We start from the raw sequence: 15,033 nt of genomic DNA, 5'->3' as shown, positions 1-15,033 counted from the left end.
CCCCGGCCCTCGGCGGCGTGAGGGACTGCGCTTCAGGCAGACGCCAGCTTCCGGATGCGCGGATGGTTCTCCAGCGCCCACAGCACGGTCTTCGGCGGACGCCCGAGCAGGGTTTCCAGCTGGTCGGTGACGCCGCGGTAGCCCCCGCCCGCGACCAGCCGGGTCAGGGTCTTCAAGTGCTCCGCAGTGTGCGGAAGGTCGGCCAGGGCGCTGTCCACGAAGGTCTCGTTCCAGGTTTCGACCTCTTCGGCAACGTAAGTGACCTGTCGTCCCAGCGCGGCCCCATAGTCCTCCGCGAACCCGTGCATGTCCTTCAGTTCCGGACCGTTGAGCTCATAGGACTTCGAGATGTGCGGCGCCGGGTCGACCAGGATCTTCGCGCACAGTTCCGCCACGTCGTAACTTGCGATGGGCGCGAGCCGCCGGCGGCCGAAGGGCAGGCGCAGTTCACCGTTGCTCAGCGGGCCCAGCGCCAGCCAGGTCAGGATGGGGTTCTCGACGAACATGGCCGCCCGCACATTGACGGTCGGGATACCGGACCAGTCCAGCACCTGCTCGGCGACCCAGTGGGCCCGCTGCTGTGGCGACCAGTCCGCGATGAGCCCGCCAAGCCACGAACGCCGTTCTTCGTCCGGGGCGGTCATCTTCTCGAACGTCATGAACGACTGCTCGAACTCGGAAATGTTGACGAAGACCTCGATGCCGCCGTGGGCCCTCGCCGCCGCGGCCATCAGGCTGACGGCGTCGGTGTAGTACGGCGACAGGCTCATGCTGAAGTAGATGCGTCGGCAACCCTGCAGCGCGGCGGTCACGTCGGCGATGTTCAGCAGGTCACCCACGAAGACCTCGGCCCCGGCCTGGCGGAGCGCGTGCGCGCGTTCGTCGTCCCGTCGCACGAACGCACGTACCGGGTGCCCTCGTTCAAGCAGCATCTCGACCATCGTTCTGCTCACGCCACCGATTTCACCGGCGGCACCTGTGATCAGGATGGGATTGCGCTCTGGCATCGTCGTGTCCTCTGTCTGGTTGGGGTGGGTCAGCTGGTCAGACATTCGAGCCATCGATGCGGGCGAGGAAGTCGAGGAGCGCGGCGTTGACCTCGGCGGGACGTTCCTGCTGCGTCCAATGCCCGCATCCCGTCAGGACCACCGGGTCGTGCAGTCGTGGCGCGAGAGCGCTCAGCGTGTTGCCCGACTCGCCCTGGCCACGAAAAAGATCGCTCAGCGGGCCGCCTCCTTCCGGCCCGCGCAACGCGGTGACCATGTCACGGTCTCCCACCACGTACAGTGCGGGGACGTCGATCCCGCGCCCGCGGAAAGGCGCGAGTAGTTCGTTGTTGCGTTCGATGTTCCGGTACCAGTTGAAAGCACCAGTGAATGCCTGAGCGCCGTGCAGGGAGTAGTCATCGGCATATACCTGGATGTCCTCCTCCGTCAGCCAGGCGGGGAGGGCGGGCGACTCCGGCATGGTGTCCAGGAGGCCCAGACCGTCGGGTATGACCAGCGGGCGGGGTTCCCTGCCGAGCGGGTTGTCGCCTGAGGCACCGACCAACAGTCGACGGAAGGAGTCCGGGATGTCCTTGGCGAGCTCCGCGTCAGCGACTCCCGGCTGCTGGAAGTAAATCTGGTAGAAGCCCTGGCCGTACTGGGTGCGGGTGATCGAGGGCGGGACCATCCCGCCGGGCAGAATGGGCGGAATACTGAGCCCGGCCACCGCACGGATCTTGTCCGGGCGCAGCATCGCCGCGGTCCAGGCAACGGGTGCTCCCCAGTCGTGACCAACGACGACCGCCCGCTCCTCCCCCAGCTCCTCGATGAGGGCGATCACGTCGCCGACGAGGTGGAGCAGGGTGTACGAGCTGACGTCCGGCGGCTGCTCACTGCGGGCGTAGCCGCGCTGGTCGGGGGCGACGCCCCGGTACCCGGCCGCCGCCAGCGCCCCGAACTGGTGACGCCAGGAGTACCAGCTCTCCGGCCAGCCGTGCAGCAGCAGGACCAGCGGCCCCTGCCCCTGCTCGGCGATGTGCAGCCTGACGCCGTTCACGTCGACGAAGCGGTGGGTGAGCGGACCTTCCACAAGAATTTCCTTTGCATCAGTAAGTGCGTGCTACTGGGCCAACTGCGCGTACATCACTTCCAGGTCAGCAGCGAGCTGCAACTTGACCCGGCGGGTGGTGTCGTCGGCCAGCACCTCATGTGCCCCCGCCGCGATACCGTCCAGCGCGGCCACGGCGACTTCGCGGGGGTCGGCCTTGGGCGCGTCGACAGCCGACGTCATGCCCGTGTCCACATAGGCCACGTGGAGCCCGGTCACCGCGATGCCGCGCGGCTGCAGCTCCAGGCGCAAGGAATTGGTCTGCGACCACAGGGCGGCCTTGGACGCGCTGTAGGGCGTTCCGTCAGCCAGCCAGGACAGGGCGGAGTGGACGTTGAGGATGTGGCCCCCGCCGTTGCGCTCGATGATCGGCGCGAAAGCCCGGGTGACCAGCAGCGGCCCGTAGAAGTTGGTCTCCAGATCCCGGCGCACGTCCTCCATCGCGGAGTCGAGGTACGAAGCGCCGACCGAGGCGCCGGCGTTGTTGATCAGGATGGTGACGTCCTGGGCTTGCTCGGCGGCTGCCGCCACGGACGCCGGATCGGTGACCTCGAGCGCCAGCGGAACGGCATGGGGGTGCGCCACCGTGCGCGGGTCACGGGCCGTGGCGTAGACCTTGCCGGCACCGCGCGCGTAGAGCTCCTCGACCAGCTCCTTGCCGATACCGCGGCCGCCTCCGGTGACGAAGACGGTGGCGCCCTTGATCGCTGTCACGGCTACCTCCAAAGCAAGAAACCGACCGGTTTCCTTCACCGTAAACCGATCGGTTTCATCACGCAAGGCAGCCGAGCGCTGCCACGCCGGGGGCGTTGGGTCGAGTTGACCGGACACTGCCTCCGTTTTACGCTCGACCCTGCACGGAGACACCCTCCGCTTTTTCAGAACCGCAACATCACGTGAGGCAGGAGGGCGCATGAGCGTCAAGGGGCAACAGGGGCGCAAACCGCGCGTGGACGTCCAGCGCAACCGTGCGGCCCTCCTGGAAGCAGCGCAGCGTCATTTCTTGAGGTCTGGGATTGGTGCCTCCTTGGAGGCGGTGGCCAAGGAGGCGGGCGTCGGGCCCGGCACGCTGTACCGGCACTTCCCCACCCGGGAGGCGCTGCTGGCAGCCGTGTTGCAGACGCGCTCCGAGGAGCTGGTGGCCCGCCGGGCGGAGATCGCGCCACTCGGTGACGCCTCCGAGGCGCTGCGGCAGTGGCTGCGGGCCATGGAGGAGTACTTCAGCGCCTTCAGCGGGCTGCCGGAACCGCTCATGGCCGCGGCCAGGGAGCAGGAGCCGGACAACCCGTTGACCCTTCCCTGCGACTACCTGATCACCGCCACCGAGGAGTACGTGCGGGCCGCGCAGCTCGCGGGCCACGCGAGAGCGTCGGTGAAGGGATACGACCTGTTCCTCGCGACCGTGTCCGTTTCCTGGATCAAGGGCACCGGCGCCACCGACGAGGAATCACTCGACCGCCTCCGCGCACTCATCGAAAGCGGATACCGCGAGCGGGACAACGAGGAGTAGGCCACCAGCCGCTCACCTCACAGCGGACTGCCGGGACACCTCGCGGCGCCGCACCGTCATCACACCTCGCCATCCCTTCCTCGGGGGTGGCGCAACTTCAAGAGGGACAAATCATGAGAATTGGCGTTATCGGTACAGGGCCGATAGGCAAGACGCTGACGCGCACGTTCAGCGCGGGCGGCCACGACGTTCAGGTGGCGAACTCCCGGGGACCGGAGACGATCGATGCCACTGCGCTGGAATTCGAGGCGCACGCGGCGACTGCGGCCGATGCCGTGCAGGGCAAGGACGTGGTGATCCTTTCCATCCCCTTCGGGCGGATCCCGACGGTGGCAGGGCTCTTCGCCTCCGTGCCCAGCGAGACCGTGGTCATCGACACCTCCAACTACTTCCCCCACCTGGGCGGTCCCATCGACGCGGTGGAGTGCGGCCAGGTGGAGAGCCTGTGGGTTGCCGAGCAGTTGGGGCGGCCCGTGGTGAAGGCGTGGAACGCGGCCCTGGCCGGCACGTTGCAGACCAAGGGCGTTCCGGCGGGGACCCCGGGCCGCGTCGCGCTCCCGGTCGCAGCCGACTCCGATGAGGCACGGCGTGTGGGCATGCGCCTGGTGGACGAGAGCGGCTTCGATCCCTTCGACGCCGGGGTACTGGCCGCCTCTTGGCGCCAGCAGCCGATGACGCCCGCCTACTGCACCGAGCTGACCCTCGAGGACCTGGGACCGGCCCTGGAGGCGGCCGACCGGGCCGAGGCCCCGCGCAACCGTGACCGCATGATGGAGCGCTTCGCCGCCTTCGCATCCGCACCCACGCTGGAGGAGGTCGTCGAGCTCAACCGCTCCGTCCACCGCTGACACACGCTGCGCCGCCACCCGGCCGCAACCAACCCCATGAGGCACAGCCGCGATCACGCGCGCTGAGCACACTTGAGAGGAATCGCTTTGCCCACCACGGCTTCGCCCTTCACCGACATCGTGCGGTCCCGGCGCTCCGTTCGGAAGTTCCTGCCCGACCCGCTGTCCCCGTCGGAGATCCGTGGCGTGCTGGAAGATGCTCAAGCTGCCCCGTCGAACTGCAACACCCAGCCGTGGACGGTGCATGTCGTCTCGGGCGCGGCACGGGATGCCCTGAGCAAGGAACTGCTCCAGGCCGATGAGGAGGAGCGGTTCTCCTACGACTTCACCTTCGACTACGCCGACTTCGGCGACGGCGCCTACCTCGACCGTGCGCACAACCACGCCGCGACCGTCTATCAGGCCATGGGCATACCGCGCTCGGACCGGGCAGCCAGGAAGGCAGCGGCCCGCGAGAACCTGGACTTCTACGGTGCACCCCATGTCGCCCTTCTCTTCATGCCGGTGTTCGGAGACGGAGTGCGGGCGGCCGGTGACATCGGCATGTACGCGCAGAACTTCCTTCTCTCGCTGACCGCCCGGGGATTCGACGGCATCCCGCAGACCATGCTCGGGTTCTACGCCGACACCATCCGCGAATTCCTGGGCGTTCCCGAGGAGCTCAAGCTGTTGTTCGGCATCTCCTTCGGCACAGCGGACCCGGCCGCACCGGCGAACAGCTTCCGCATGGGACGAGTGCCGCTCGAGCACAGCGTCGTCCTGCACGAGACCCCCGGAGTCCTCGACGAGCAGTAGATCCTCCACCGACAAGGGACACTGGCACGTAAGCCGGGGCCGACGCCTCGACCGGCCGGCCGAGGCGTCCACACCGCTGGGGGCTGTCGTGCGGGCAACAGCCCCCGACCCCACCACGAGTAGCGCAGACCGCCAGAGCGTGCGTCCCTCGGTTACGCGATTGGGCCGCAGCCCAAGGGGATCCTGGACGACCCCGATGACGTCCACCACTCAGGGCCCGACCGCATGACCGCCGCCCCGGACGTCATGGCCGCGTTCACCCCGCAGCAGTTCGCGCCTGCGGCCAGCGCACTCCTGCGCTGGCGGGAGCAGTCCGAGTCGCCCGACCTGACCGCCTCGTAGGCCGTCGGCAGCCCCGAGAGCGCCCTCAACCAGACCGCCCACGTCCTCACCGAGGAGGACACAGCCGGTTACGACGCTCCCTTCCCGTCCGAGCGGCACTTCGCCGGAGTACGGAAGTTCCCGCAGCTCGTACCACTCGACGCCACAGACCCGCCCGCCTCGATGCTGAACCGCGCCTGGGCCGGACTGGCAGCCTTCGAAAAACCCTTCCTGACCGCCTTCGCCGAACACGAAGACGTCACGCTCGCATTTGAGCGGATCTTCCAAGCCCGCGTCCCAGGCGCGCAGGGGCGGGACCACGTGACGGTGCCCGACGCCGGTCACTTCCTGCAGGAGCAGCAGCCGGACCTACTGGTCGATGCCATCCTCGGCCTCGGCTGACAGCCGATCGGCCGGACCCGGCAGACACATTCCGACGAGCCCGCCGGCCGGGAAGACCAGGCAGGTTGTAGTGGCACGGCTGAGCCACGCTGATCCCCCGCAAGACCTCCAAGCAGCTCAGTTGCTGCGTGGCTTCGGCTGACGGCTGGGGGCACGGTGCCGTCATGCGTCTGCGCCGGAACGTCGAACTCTTGCGGGTGTGCTGGGGTGCGGGCAGGTGTCAGCCGACCAGCCGGTTGAGCTTGCGGATCTGCTTGTCGAAGACACCGGCAGGAGCGAAGCGGCGCAGTGCGCTTGCGCGTCCGGCCGTCGGACCGGCGGTGTAGCGCAGCTTCGGCTTCGGATCGGTCGCCGCCGCGACGATCACTTTGGCGACGATGCCGGGGTCGTCGCCGTCCTTGATCGCGGTTTCCATCATGCGGTCGAAGGCGCGCCGCTGGTCCGCGTAGACCGGCAGGGGCGTGTCGGGCCGCGGACTGTTGGCCTCGAATCCGGTGCTGGTGTAGGCGGGTTCGACGAGAAGCACCCGGACACCGTGCTCGCGGACCTCGTGGTCCAGGGACTCGGAGTACCCCTCGATCGCATGCTTGGACGCGGCGTAGACGGCCATGTAAGGCGAGGGGAGGAAGCCGAGCACGGAAGAGAGGTTGATGATGCGTCCGCGTCCCCGGGCACGCATGTGCGGCAGGACCGCCTTCACCATACGCATCACGCCGAAGACGTTGACGTCGAAGACGCCCTGGGCCTGTGCGACGGAGTTCTCCTCGGCCGCACCCATCAAGCCCATACCGGCGTTGTTGACCAGGACGTCGATCTGCCCGAACCGGTCGACCACCTGCTGGACCACGGCGGTGACCGACGCGTCACCGGCCACGTCGAGGTCGAGGAAGGTCACGCCGTCAAGGGGGGCGACGCGTGAGGTGTCGCGGCTCGTGCCGACCACGTCGAAACCCGCTTCGACCAGCGCGAGCGCGGCCGCCTTCCCGATACCGGATGACGCACCCGTCACGAGCGCCACCGGCCGATGTCTCCTCATCATGGACTCCCGAAACCATTGAAAAACCGATCGGTTTTCTCACCGTAAACCGATCGGTTTCCATGCGCAAGCCCAAGGAGGGCACGCACCGGGACATGTCATCGCGGCAAGCACCGGAGGGCAGGGTGATCCACGCTGTTACGCCCCCTCGGGCTCCCTCCCGGACACCGGGAGGTGTGAAGCCGTGGGAGCTACTCGGGCCACCAGGGACGGGTATCCAATCCAACCGCGGAGCACATCAGTCACCGAGCCCGCTCGAAGAGCCGACGCGTCAGCGCATGCCTGCCGCATCCAGCAGAGTGACCACAGTGGGCGCGATGAGCCCCGTGAGGTTGTCGGCTCCGATCCCCGCACGGGCACTGGCGCCGTCGAAGACCAGACTGAGCTGCCGGGCCAGCAGGTCCGGATCGCTCGCGCCCCCCTGTTCGGCCTCGGCACGGAAAAAGGCCGTCAGGTTTCCCTTGATCCGGTGCGCCACCCGACTCGCAGGGTGGCTCTGATCCTTGAGCTCGATCTGCACCGCGAGGTACCGACAGCCACGGAACTCGGGAGCACTCGCCTGCGATTCCACATTCCCGAAGACGTGGAGGATCCGCTCGCGGGGTGAGTGGCCGTCGTCCGCCGCTGGCAGGAGCCTCGCCACGAAGGCGGAGGCGCGCTCCTCCAGGCTCGCCGCCAGCAGCTCTTCCTTGCTGTCGAACAGCATGTACATGGAGCGCTTCGACACCCCCGCCGCCTTGCACAGCGCCTCGACACCGATACCGACACCGTCTCGGTACGTGAGCGTGGCCGCCGCCTCCAGCAGCCGCTCTCGGGAACTTGGCTTCGCCTCGGTGGTCATACTCGGAGGGTAACTCGATTTCATTGAAATGAAAACCGATCGGTTTCCAGGGTGTGTCGGGGCGATATCCGGCATCGCGCACAGCCGAGCCCGTCCGGGGCGACGTTCCGCTACACCGGGACGGCGATCCCATCAGGCTTCGCCTCGGCGGGGATGCGGTGCAGCCCCTTGCGGTCGTACCAGCCCGTCACACCGAAGCCGAAAAGCGCGGCCACCACGAGACCGGCGGCCATCATCACCCACCCCCGGGCCAGACCGGCGTCGGCCTGGGCGTCGTAGTAGAGAATCGAGCGGACACCGTCGGCGATCTGCCGCAACGGCTCGAACTCCGCGAGGAAGCGGTAGAAGCCCGGCAACGCCTCGATCGGGGTGGTGGCACCAGCCGTCGGCACCGCCATCCCGATGAAGACCAGCGTGACGACCAGCATGCCGGGCGTGCCGAACACGGCAAGGAGGGCGAGCGCACCGATCCCGGAGACCGCGATGGCGCACACCGAGTACAGCCACAGCAGCGGTAGATGGGAGGCGTCCATGCCCATGATGCCGACCGCGCCGACCATGACCAGGGTCCCCATCAGCAGCGACAGACCGATCATGAGCGTGCTGCTGATGGCCAGGGTCTGTACCCTGGTCGCCCGGATCAGCGGGCGGTGCAGGCGCAGTGGGCCCATGTCGTTGTGTGTGTAGCCGAGGGCGTGGTCCGCCTGGCCGCTGATGACATTGGCGGAGAGCATGCCACAGACCACGAGGACGAGCGCGTAGTAGAACGCGGTCAGGCCCAGGCCGCTGTGCGAGTGGAGCGGATGACCGTCCTCAACCGTGACGGCGGCCGGGTCGGCCAGCAGGACGCGCGCCGCGGCGGGCAGCTTCGCCTGCCCGGCCCCGTTCTGCGCGGTCAGTTCCTTGCCCACCTGGAGCGAGGCACTCTCGGCCGCCGCGGTCGAAGCCGTCCGGGCCAGGCTGGAGCCCAGGCTGCCGGCGGACTGGTTGGTCAGCACCTTCAGCGTCGGGCGAACCGGGCTCTTGGTCGCTGCGGTGCCGGTCAGTGCGGTGACGGAGGACGTGAAGTTGTCGGGCACGACGAGCGCGCCGTACAGCTTGCCCTCGCCGAGCTCCTCCTTCGCCTCCTTCTCGTCCATCACCCTCCAGTCGATCTTGTCCCCGCTCGTAGTGGACTTCTTGATCGACTCAGTGATCCGCGCCCCCAGGTTGACCTGCTTGCCACCGACAGCGGCCCCCGTGTCGACGTTGACCAGACCCACAGGCAACTTCTTCATGTGATCGACCGGATCGATGTTGGCACCGACGTAGAACACGGTGAACAGCAGCGCGAGGACACCTGTGATGACGCCATTGACGATCCACAGCGGCTTGGCCCGCAGGACGCGGAAGGGGTGAATTTCCTTCATGACTTACTCCGAGGGGTTCGTCGTGAGCGCGAGCACAGAGCCCTCGTAGGCGTCGTACACCGAAGAACCCTCGGGTCAGGAGGATGAGGGGCGTTTCGCCGGGGGCTGCCAGCCGCCGGTGACTTCCTTGACGGGCTTGTGCGGAAAGCGGCGCTGCGCGTACTCCTGCGCATGGGAGCCCGGCAGGACGTACAGGGTTTCCTTCTTGTCCTGGAGCGGTCGCAGCACGGTGTCCATGAAGGTCTTGCGGTCCTCCAGGTACGGGCCCAGGACGTCCTCTCCGCCGGGGCAGACGGCCAGGCAGTAGCCCGACTTGTAGCCGGGGGGAGAGGCCAGGCTCTGCCACATGGACGCGCTTTCGGAATCGGTGACCCGGGAGCGGTAGTCGGCGGCATCCTGGCTGTCGGCCACGGTCTGCGCCCAGTCGGTGAACCCGCTCATGAACTCACGGTAGTTATGTGTGGTGCAGGCGAAGAAGTCGAAGTCTCCATCCTTGCTGATGGCACCGACCGGGCAGGCGGCGACACACAGCTTGCAGTCGATGCAGGGGTTGTAGTCCAGCGCCTGCCCGTACTCGCTCACCTGGGCATCCACCAGGACGGTGGCCAGCAGCACGAAGCTGCCGAACTTGGGATGGATGACGTTGCGGTGCAAGCCCATCACGCCGAGCCCTGCGGCCACCGCGACGGTCTTGTGCGCCACCACCCAGATCCGCTCACTGGGGAAGCGGTCCATCTCCTGGGGGAAGCCGACAGAAGGATTGAGCGCGCGGTAGCCGGCGTCCTGCAGTGCTCGGGTGACACTGCGGGCGGCGTGGTTGGCCTGCTCGTCGGCCTGGTGGAACTCCCGGTTGGCCACGCTGCGGGCCGGGGAGCGGCAGTTGTCGCGGTTCATCCGGACCACCATCGAGACGAGGGTGCGCGTGCCGGGCAACGCGGCCAGCGCGTACTCGCGCTCGCCGGCAAGGTCGGGGTGGTCCAGGCTGACCACGGCCGCGTCGTCCGCACCGGCCGCCAGGCATAGTTCGCGCAGCCAGGCCGCGTCGATCACCGTCGGCGGGCTCACCGCGTCACCGGCCCTGCGCCGGGCGAGTACGGCCTGCACCGACGGGTGCGCGGCCAGCTTCGCCGGAAGCTCCGGATCCGGCCTCTGCCGATCGGCGTCGTGCGCGGTAGTCATCCGATCCCCTGGTGAGTGCAGTTTTCGATCTCCCACAGCGAGAAACCGATCAGTTTCCAATACGGTAAACCGATCAGTTTCAGCACGCAAGCCCAAGCGGCCGACCGTCCTCCGACCGCAGGGCGTGTGGTCCCGTGATGGTCCCTGCCCCTGCCCCGCACCTGTCGCCCCTGAAGGGTGTCAATATTCCGACCAGGCTGCTGAGCTGGGCGCCTCCTGGGGATGGTGAGGTGGTCGGGGTGGCGTGGTGTGGTACTCGTTGAGCAGTCCGCCGAGTATCTGCGTGCGCCTGACCGTGGCGGCGGGCAGGGGGATGATGTTCGGGTCGTCGTCTGGGGCACGTAGGTCGAGGCTGCGGTGAGCTCGTCCGGAGTTGTAGTGCTCGGTGTACCTGGTGAGGACCGTACTCAGGTGTCGTTCGCCGGTGATGAGGAATCTGTCGGTGCATGCGGCGCGGGCTGTGCGTATCCATCGTTCGGCGAACGCGTTGGACCGTGGGCTTTGCGGCGGAGTCGGGATGACGGCAGTGCCGTTGCCGTCGAAGACGGCGTCGAATGCGGTGGTGAACTTGCTGTCCCGGTCCCGGATGAGGAACCGGAAGCGCCCGGCTCTGCCCTTGAGGTCCATGAGCAGGTTGCGGGCGAGTTGCGTGACCCATGCGCCGGTCGGGTGGGCGGTGACGCCCAGGACGTGAACGCGCCGGGTGGCAATCTCCATGACGAAGAAGACGTAGAGACGTTTGAGGAAGACGGTCTCTACGTGCATGAAGTCGCAAGCCAGCAGCGTGTGGGCCTGGGCTCGGAGGAACGAGCGCCAGGTCTGCTGGGACGCGCGCTGCGGTGCGGGCGGTAGACCAGAGCGGCGCAGGACACGTCGGATCGTGGCGGCGGCAACCCTATGGCCGAGCCGTCGGAGCTCACCCTGGATTCTGACGTACCCCCAGGTCGGGCTCTCTCGCGCCAGGCGCTGGATGAGCGCCGCAGTTTCTTCCGACAGCGGTGGCCGGCCGGGGCCGGTTGGGGGTTGGCGCCACTTCCAGCGCACCAGACGGCGGTGCCAGTTCAGCAGGGTGCCCGGGGTGACCAGCCGATGACGGCGTAAGACGGGTGGCAGCTGGCGGGCGAGAGCGGAGAGCACGGCACGATCGGCCCATGACAGCCGCGGGCTCTCGATCTGCCGACGAAGCACGGCGACCTCATGGCGAAGCGCGAGGATCTCGGCGTTGTTCGCGGCGGTCGATCGGCCCAGCAGGAGGAGGCAGCCCAAGAGTCGGCAGAAGATCAAGTAGAGCAGTCGCAGACCCACGATCACTGATCATGCCCATACTTGGACGACCGCAAAGCCCCAAGTCAACCACCGTACGCCAATAAAGACACCCTTCACGGACCTTGATCTGGAACCAGCGACACTCCTCCACACCCTGCGCGAGTTCGAGCAGTACTACAGCAGACACCGACCACACCAGGGCATCGCCAACGCCAGACCGCTGCACCCATTGCCCCCCCGAGCGACGACCCGGACACGTTAGCCCGCCTCAACATACGTCGGCGCGATCGCCTCGGCGGCATCCTCCACGAATACCGGCATGCGGCGTGACCTGCACGGATGAGGTTTCCGGCAAGGGCAAGGTCAACGGTCCCAGTCGATGCCCTTCTCCGACGGCCCATGAGGGTGACGCTCCGTGCGTGGGTCACTCTCGGCCCAGGGGTGTAGAAGGCGAAGTTGCCCGGAACGCTGTGCGTCCCGGGCAGCATGCGTGGGCGGCAGCCGCAAGCTCCTGGGGGAGTTGGTCTCAGCCGTCTCAGGCCGCGGTCGGGGGGTTTGCCGTTCCGGCGGTGCGGCGGTGTTCGGCGTTGATGCGCTGGGCTTCTTCGAGCTGGTCTTCGAGGATGATGATGCGGCAGGCGGCCTCGATGGGGGTGCCCTGGTCGACGAGTTCCCGGGCGCGGGCGGCGATGCGCAGCTGGTAGCGGGAGTAGCGTCGGTGGCCGCCCTCGGAGCGGAGCGGGGTAATGAGGCGGGCTTCTCCGATGGCGCGGAGGAAGCCCTGGGTGGTGCCGAGCATTTCAGCGGCCCGGCCCATGGTGTAGGCGGGGTAGTCGTCGTCGTCGAGACGGCCGAAGGAGTCGTCTGCTGTCATCGCACCTCTCTGTGGAACGCGTGGAGGGGCCCTGGTGCCATTGGCACCAGGGCCCCGAAGGAACTGCTACACCATCTGCCGGCCCTGGTACTGCGCCGGCCTTCTGTTTCCGCAGACCCGACCGAGATGCTGTCGGGGGTGCGGGGATCGCGGTTGCTTGACCGGAGACCACCTCACTATCGATGTCCTGCGGTACCCGGGCTCAAGACGTCCGCCCGGGCGATCCTGATGGCGCCTGGCTCCTCCGTTTCTTCCCTCTGGGATCCATCACTTACCTACTGCTGGTACTGCTGTCCTGCGTACTGCTGGTGATGCGAACTGCTTGGTGGCCTGTCGTAGCGCCACTCTTCGGCAGCCAGCCCCGTCGCCCGTCCTGCGTCTGCTCTGGCTTAGCACCCCACTGCCGAACTTCCCGGTGCGCGCGTCCGCAGCCGACGCCTTCACCGAGGTGCTGCTCACTTAACTTCACTGCTGGGTACTGCGCACTGCACTTACCGAACTGCGGTACTGCTCACGGCGGCCCCTGAGCACTGCGGGCCACCCGGTCCGGTCGTCAGTCCCGTCGCCGTCCTGCAACAACCCTGGCTTCGGAACTCCACCACCGCACCGTCCTGCGAACTGCTACTGCGGGTACTGCTGGCCGGCAGTTCGTCTCTGCCAGGCCCCGTTGATCTCGGCTACGAGAGAAACCATAACCACACCGCCACCCAATGTCTACTCCAGCCGACACAGATTTCCGCGCGGTCGACGGAGAGGTAATCGACCTCGAGCAAGGAAGGAGGGCGGGAGCAACCCGGGTTAGCGGGCCGCAGGCCGGGCACAAGCCCCGGGCAGAGCAGGACCGGGCATTGATGATCCAGTGACAGGGGGACCTGATGGACACGATGAGCGTCAACGTCGCGACCCTCCGCTCCGCGACATCCGCCGCCGGCGCACGCGAGAGCGCCCGGGACTTCCTCGACGGGCTCGTACCGGCGATCGCGGCCGAGACCGCCGACACGGTGGTCCTGGTCGTCTCCGAGCTCGTCACCAACGCCCTGCGCCATGGCGGCGGCACCTGCACCCTGGGCCTGACCGCGCACCCGGACAGCATCGAGACGGCCGTGCACGACCGCAGCCCGCAGGCGCCGCGCATGCGCACCCCCGACCTGAACGACGGCACCGGAGGATTCGGCTGGCCCATGGTCAACCGCCTCGCCCGCGCCACCGCCGTGACCCGCCAAGCGGGCGGCAAGACCGTAAGCGCCCTCCTCGCCCGATAGTCACCCACCCACGATCACTCTTCATCCATCGCATCCCGATGCGAGAGTTTCGCATCAGCGCCGCGTCGGCTCTACCTGCGGCGGACCCCGACCTGCTGCGCGGTGAACCCGCCGCACACGCCTGAAGGGTGTCAATTTCCGATCAGGCTGCTGAGCTGGGCGTTTCCTGTGGATGATGAGGCACTCGGGGTGACATGGCGTGATAATCGTTGAGCAGTCCGCCAAGTACTTGGCGGCGCCTGACCGTGGCAGCGGGCAGGGGGATGACGTTCGGGTCGTCGTCGGGTGCTCGTAGGCCGAGGCTGCGGTGGGCCCGTCCCGCGTTGTAGTGCTCGGCGTACTGGTTGAGGACGGTGCGCAGGTGTCGTTCGCCGGTGATGAGGAGGCGGTCGGTGCACTCGGTACGGACTGTGCGTATCCATCGTTCGGCGAACGCGTTTGACCGGGACTTTGTGGCGGAGTCGGGATGCCGGCTGTGCCGTTGCCGGCGAAGACGGCGTCGAAAGCGGCGGTGAACTTGCTGTCCCGGTCACGGATGAGGAACCGGAAGAAGCGAAAAAGGCATAGAGACGTCTGAGGGAGACGGTCTCCACGTGCATGAAATCGCAGGCGAGCAGCGTGTGGGCCTGCGCGCGGAGGAACGCGCGCCAGGTTTGCTGGGATGCTCGCTGCGGTGCGGGCGGTAAACCGGAACGGCGCAGGACGCGCCGGATCGTGGCGGCAGCGACCCGATGACCGAGCCGCCGGAGGTCACCTTGAATCCTGACGTACCCCCAGGTCGGGTTCTCCCGCGCCAAACGCTGAATGAGCGCGATCGTCTCTTCCGGCAATGGCGACCGGCCAGGTCCGGCCGCCGTCTGGCGCCACTTCCGGCGCACCAGACGGCGGTGCCAGGTCACAGAAGCATGCCTGGGGTGACCAGCCGATGGCGACGTAAGACGGAGGGAAGGTACCGCGAGACAGCGGAGAGCACGGCACGATCAGCCCACGAAAACGGCGGCCGCTCGACCTGCCGGCGAAGCACAGCGACCTCATGACGAAGGGCAAGGATCTCGGCGTTGTTCGCGGCGGTCGATCGGCCCAGCAGGAGCAAGCAGCCCAGTAGTCGACAGAAGATCAGGTAGAGCAGTCGCAGACCCACAATCATTGATCATGCCCACACTCAGGCGATCGCAAAGCCCCAGGTCAACCACCGT

15 protein-coding genes and 1 pseudogene are annotated in these 15,033 nt (G+C 67.4%); 5 read left to right on the top strand and 11 right to left on the bottom strand.

Features of this window, described 5'->3' with window-relative positions; genetic code table 11:
* Positions 1–32 precede the first annotated feature (32 nt).
* Genes SSOG_RS36535 through SSOG_RS36525 form a run of 3 tightly spaced genes read right to left on the bottom strand, consistent with a single transcriptional unit; the run spans position 33 to position 2,808 of the window.
* Positions 33–1,052: an NmrA family NAD(P)-binding protein gene (locus SSOG_RS36535; RefSeq protein ID WP_245606449.1), complete on the bottom strand. Its 1,020-nt coding sequence runs from the start codon at positions 1,050–1,052 to the stop codon at positions 33–35.
* Positions 1,045–2,076, bottom strand: a complete 1,032-nt coding sequence (locus tag SSOG_RS36530; protein ID WP_039939517.1) for an alpha/beta fold hydrolase — start codon at positions 2,074–2,076, stop codon at positions 1,045–1,047. The genes SSOG_RS36535 and SSOG_RS36530 overlap by 8 nt, the downstream gene beginning before the upstream one ends.
* Positions 2,077–2,106: 30 nt before the next feature.
* A complete protein-coding gene (locus tag SSOG_RS36525; protein ID WP_009719300.1) occupies positions 2,107–2,808 on the bottom strand; it encodes an SDR family oxidoreductase in 702 nt (233 codons plus the stop codon).
* 199 nt (positions 2,809–3,007) lie between these two features.
* Here SSOG_RS36525 and SSOG_RS36520 point away from each other — a divergent pair, with 199 nt between their 5' ends.
* The 4 genes from SSOG_RS36520 (at position 3,008) to SSOG_RS55070 (ending at position 5,970) form a co-directional block, all read left to right on the top strand.
* The gene (locus tag SSOG_RS36520) at positions 3,008–3,604 is read left to right on the top strand and encodes a TetR/AcrR family transcriptional regulator (protein ID WP_009719299.1); all 597 of its coding nucleotides are present in this window, start codon (positions 3,008–3,010) and stop codon (positions 3,602–3,604) included.
* An 86-nt stretch (positions 3,605–3,690) separates the two neighbouring features.
* Positions 3,691–4,452, top strand: coding sequence for an NADPH-dependent F420 reductase (locus SSOG_RS36515; RefSeq protein WP_245606448.1), 762 nt, complete (start codon positions 3,691–3,693; stop codon positions 4,450–4,452).
* An 87-nt stretch (positions 4,453–4,539) separates the two neighbouring features.
* Positions 4,540–5,247, top strand: coding sequence for a nitroreductase (locus tag SSOG_RS36510; RefSeq protein WP_009719297.1), 708 nt, complete (start codon positions 4,540–4,542; stop codon positions 5,245–5,247).
* A gap of 504 nt (positions 5,248–5,751) precedes the next feature.
* Positions 5,752–5,970: an alpha/beta hydrolase family protein gene (locus tag SSOG_RS55070; protein ID WP_050800065.1), complete on the top strand. Its 219-nt coding sequence runs from the start codon at positions 5,752–5,754 to the stop codon at positions 5,968–5,970.
* A gap of 220 nt (positions 5,971–6,190) precedes the next feature.
* On the opposite strand, the gene SSOG_RS36500 is transcribed toward SSOG_RS55070, so the two are convergent.
* The 6 genes from SSOG_RS36500 to SSOG_RS36475 form a co-directional block, all read right to left on the bottom strand.
* Positions 6,191–7,006: an oxidoreductase gene (locus SSOG_RS36500; RefSeq protein ID WP_106516510.1), complete on the bottom strand. Its 816-nt coding sequence runs from the start codon at positions 7,004–7,006 to the stop codon at positions 6,191–6,193.
* Between the two features lie 271 nt (positions 7,007–7,277).
* Positions 7,278–7,847 (bottom strand): TetR/AcrR family transcriptional regulator, encoded by a 570-nt coding sequence (locus SSOG_RS36495; RefSeq protein WP_009719294.1) that lies wholly within the window; start codon positions 7,845–7,847, stop codon positions 7,278–7,280.
* A 110-nt stretch (positions 7,848–7,957) separates the two neighbouring features.
* A complete protein-coding gene (locus SSOG_RS36490; RefSeq protein ID WP_009719293.1) occupies positions 7,958–9,256 on the bottom strand; it encodes an SNG1 family protein in 1,299 nt (432 codons plus the stop codon).
* A 75-nt stretch (positions 9,257–9,331) separates the two neighbouring features.
* Positions 9,332–10,435: a 4Fe-4S binding protein gene (locus tag SSOG_RS36485; protein ID WP_009719292.1), complete on the bottom strand. Its 1,104-nt coding sequence runs from the start codon at positions 10,433–10,435 to the stop codon at positions 9,332–9,334.
* Positions 10,436–10,615: 180 nt separating this feature from the next.
* The gene (locus SSOG_RS57975) at positions 10,616–11,740 is read right to left on the bottom strand and encodes an integrase core domain-containing protein (protein WP_039942269.1); all 1,125 of its coding nucleotides are present in this window, start codon (positions 11,738–11,740) and stop codon (positions 10,616–10,618) included.
* 496 nt (positions 11,741–12,236) lie between these two features.
* On the bottom strand, positions 12,237–12,575 hold the full coding sequence (locus SSOG_RS36475) for a MerR family transcriptional regulator (protein ID WP_009719290.1): 339 nt from the start codon (positions 12,573–12,575) through the stop codon (positions 12,237–12,239).
* An 875-nt stretch (positions 12,576–13,450) separates the two neighbouring features.
* On the opposite strand from SSOG_RS36475, the gene SSOG_RS36470 reads away from it, so the two are divergent.
* Complete coding sequence (locus SSOG_RS36470) at positions 13,451–13,837, top strand: ATP-binding protein (protein WP_009719287.1); 387 nt, start codon at positions 13,451–13,453, stop codon at positions 13,835–13,837.
* 142 nt (positions 13,838–13,979) lie between these two features.
* On the opposite strand, the gene SSOG_RS58625 is transcribed toward SSOG_RS36470, so the two are convergent.
* Both SSOG_RS58625 and SSOG_RS58620 read right to left on the bottom strand, forming a co-directional pair.
* Entirely contained in the window at positions 13,980–14,255 is a 276-nt protein-coding gene (locus SSOG_RS58625) for an integrase core domain-containing protein (RefSeq protein WP_245606660.1), read from the bottom strand.
* Between the two features lie 325 nt (positions 14,256–14,580).
* Positions 14,581–14,715 (bottom strand): annotated as a pseudogene (locus SSOG_RS58620) (integrase); the annotation flags it as partial.
* Between the last annotated feature and the right edge of the window lie 318 nt (positions 14,716–15,033).

The sequence above is a fragment of the Streptomyces himastatinicus ATCC 53653 genome (genome assembly GCF_000158915.1).
In the GTDB taxonomy this organism is placed as follows: Bacteria; Actinomycetota; Actinomycetes; order Streptomycetales; family Streptomycetaceae; genus Streptomyces; species Streptomyces himastatinicus.
The sequence above is the reverse complement of the archived record's forward strand: the minus strand, read 5'-3'. Positions and strand labels throughout refer to the sequence as shown.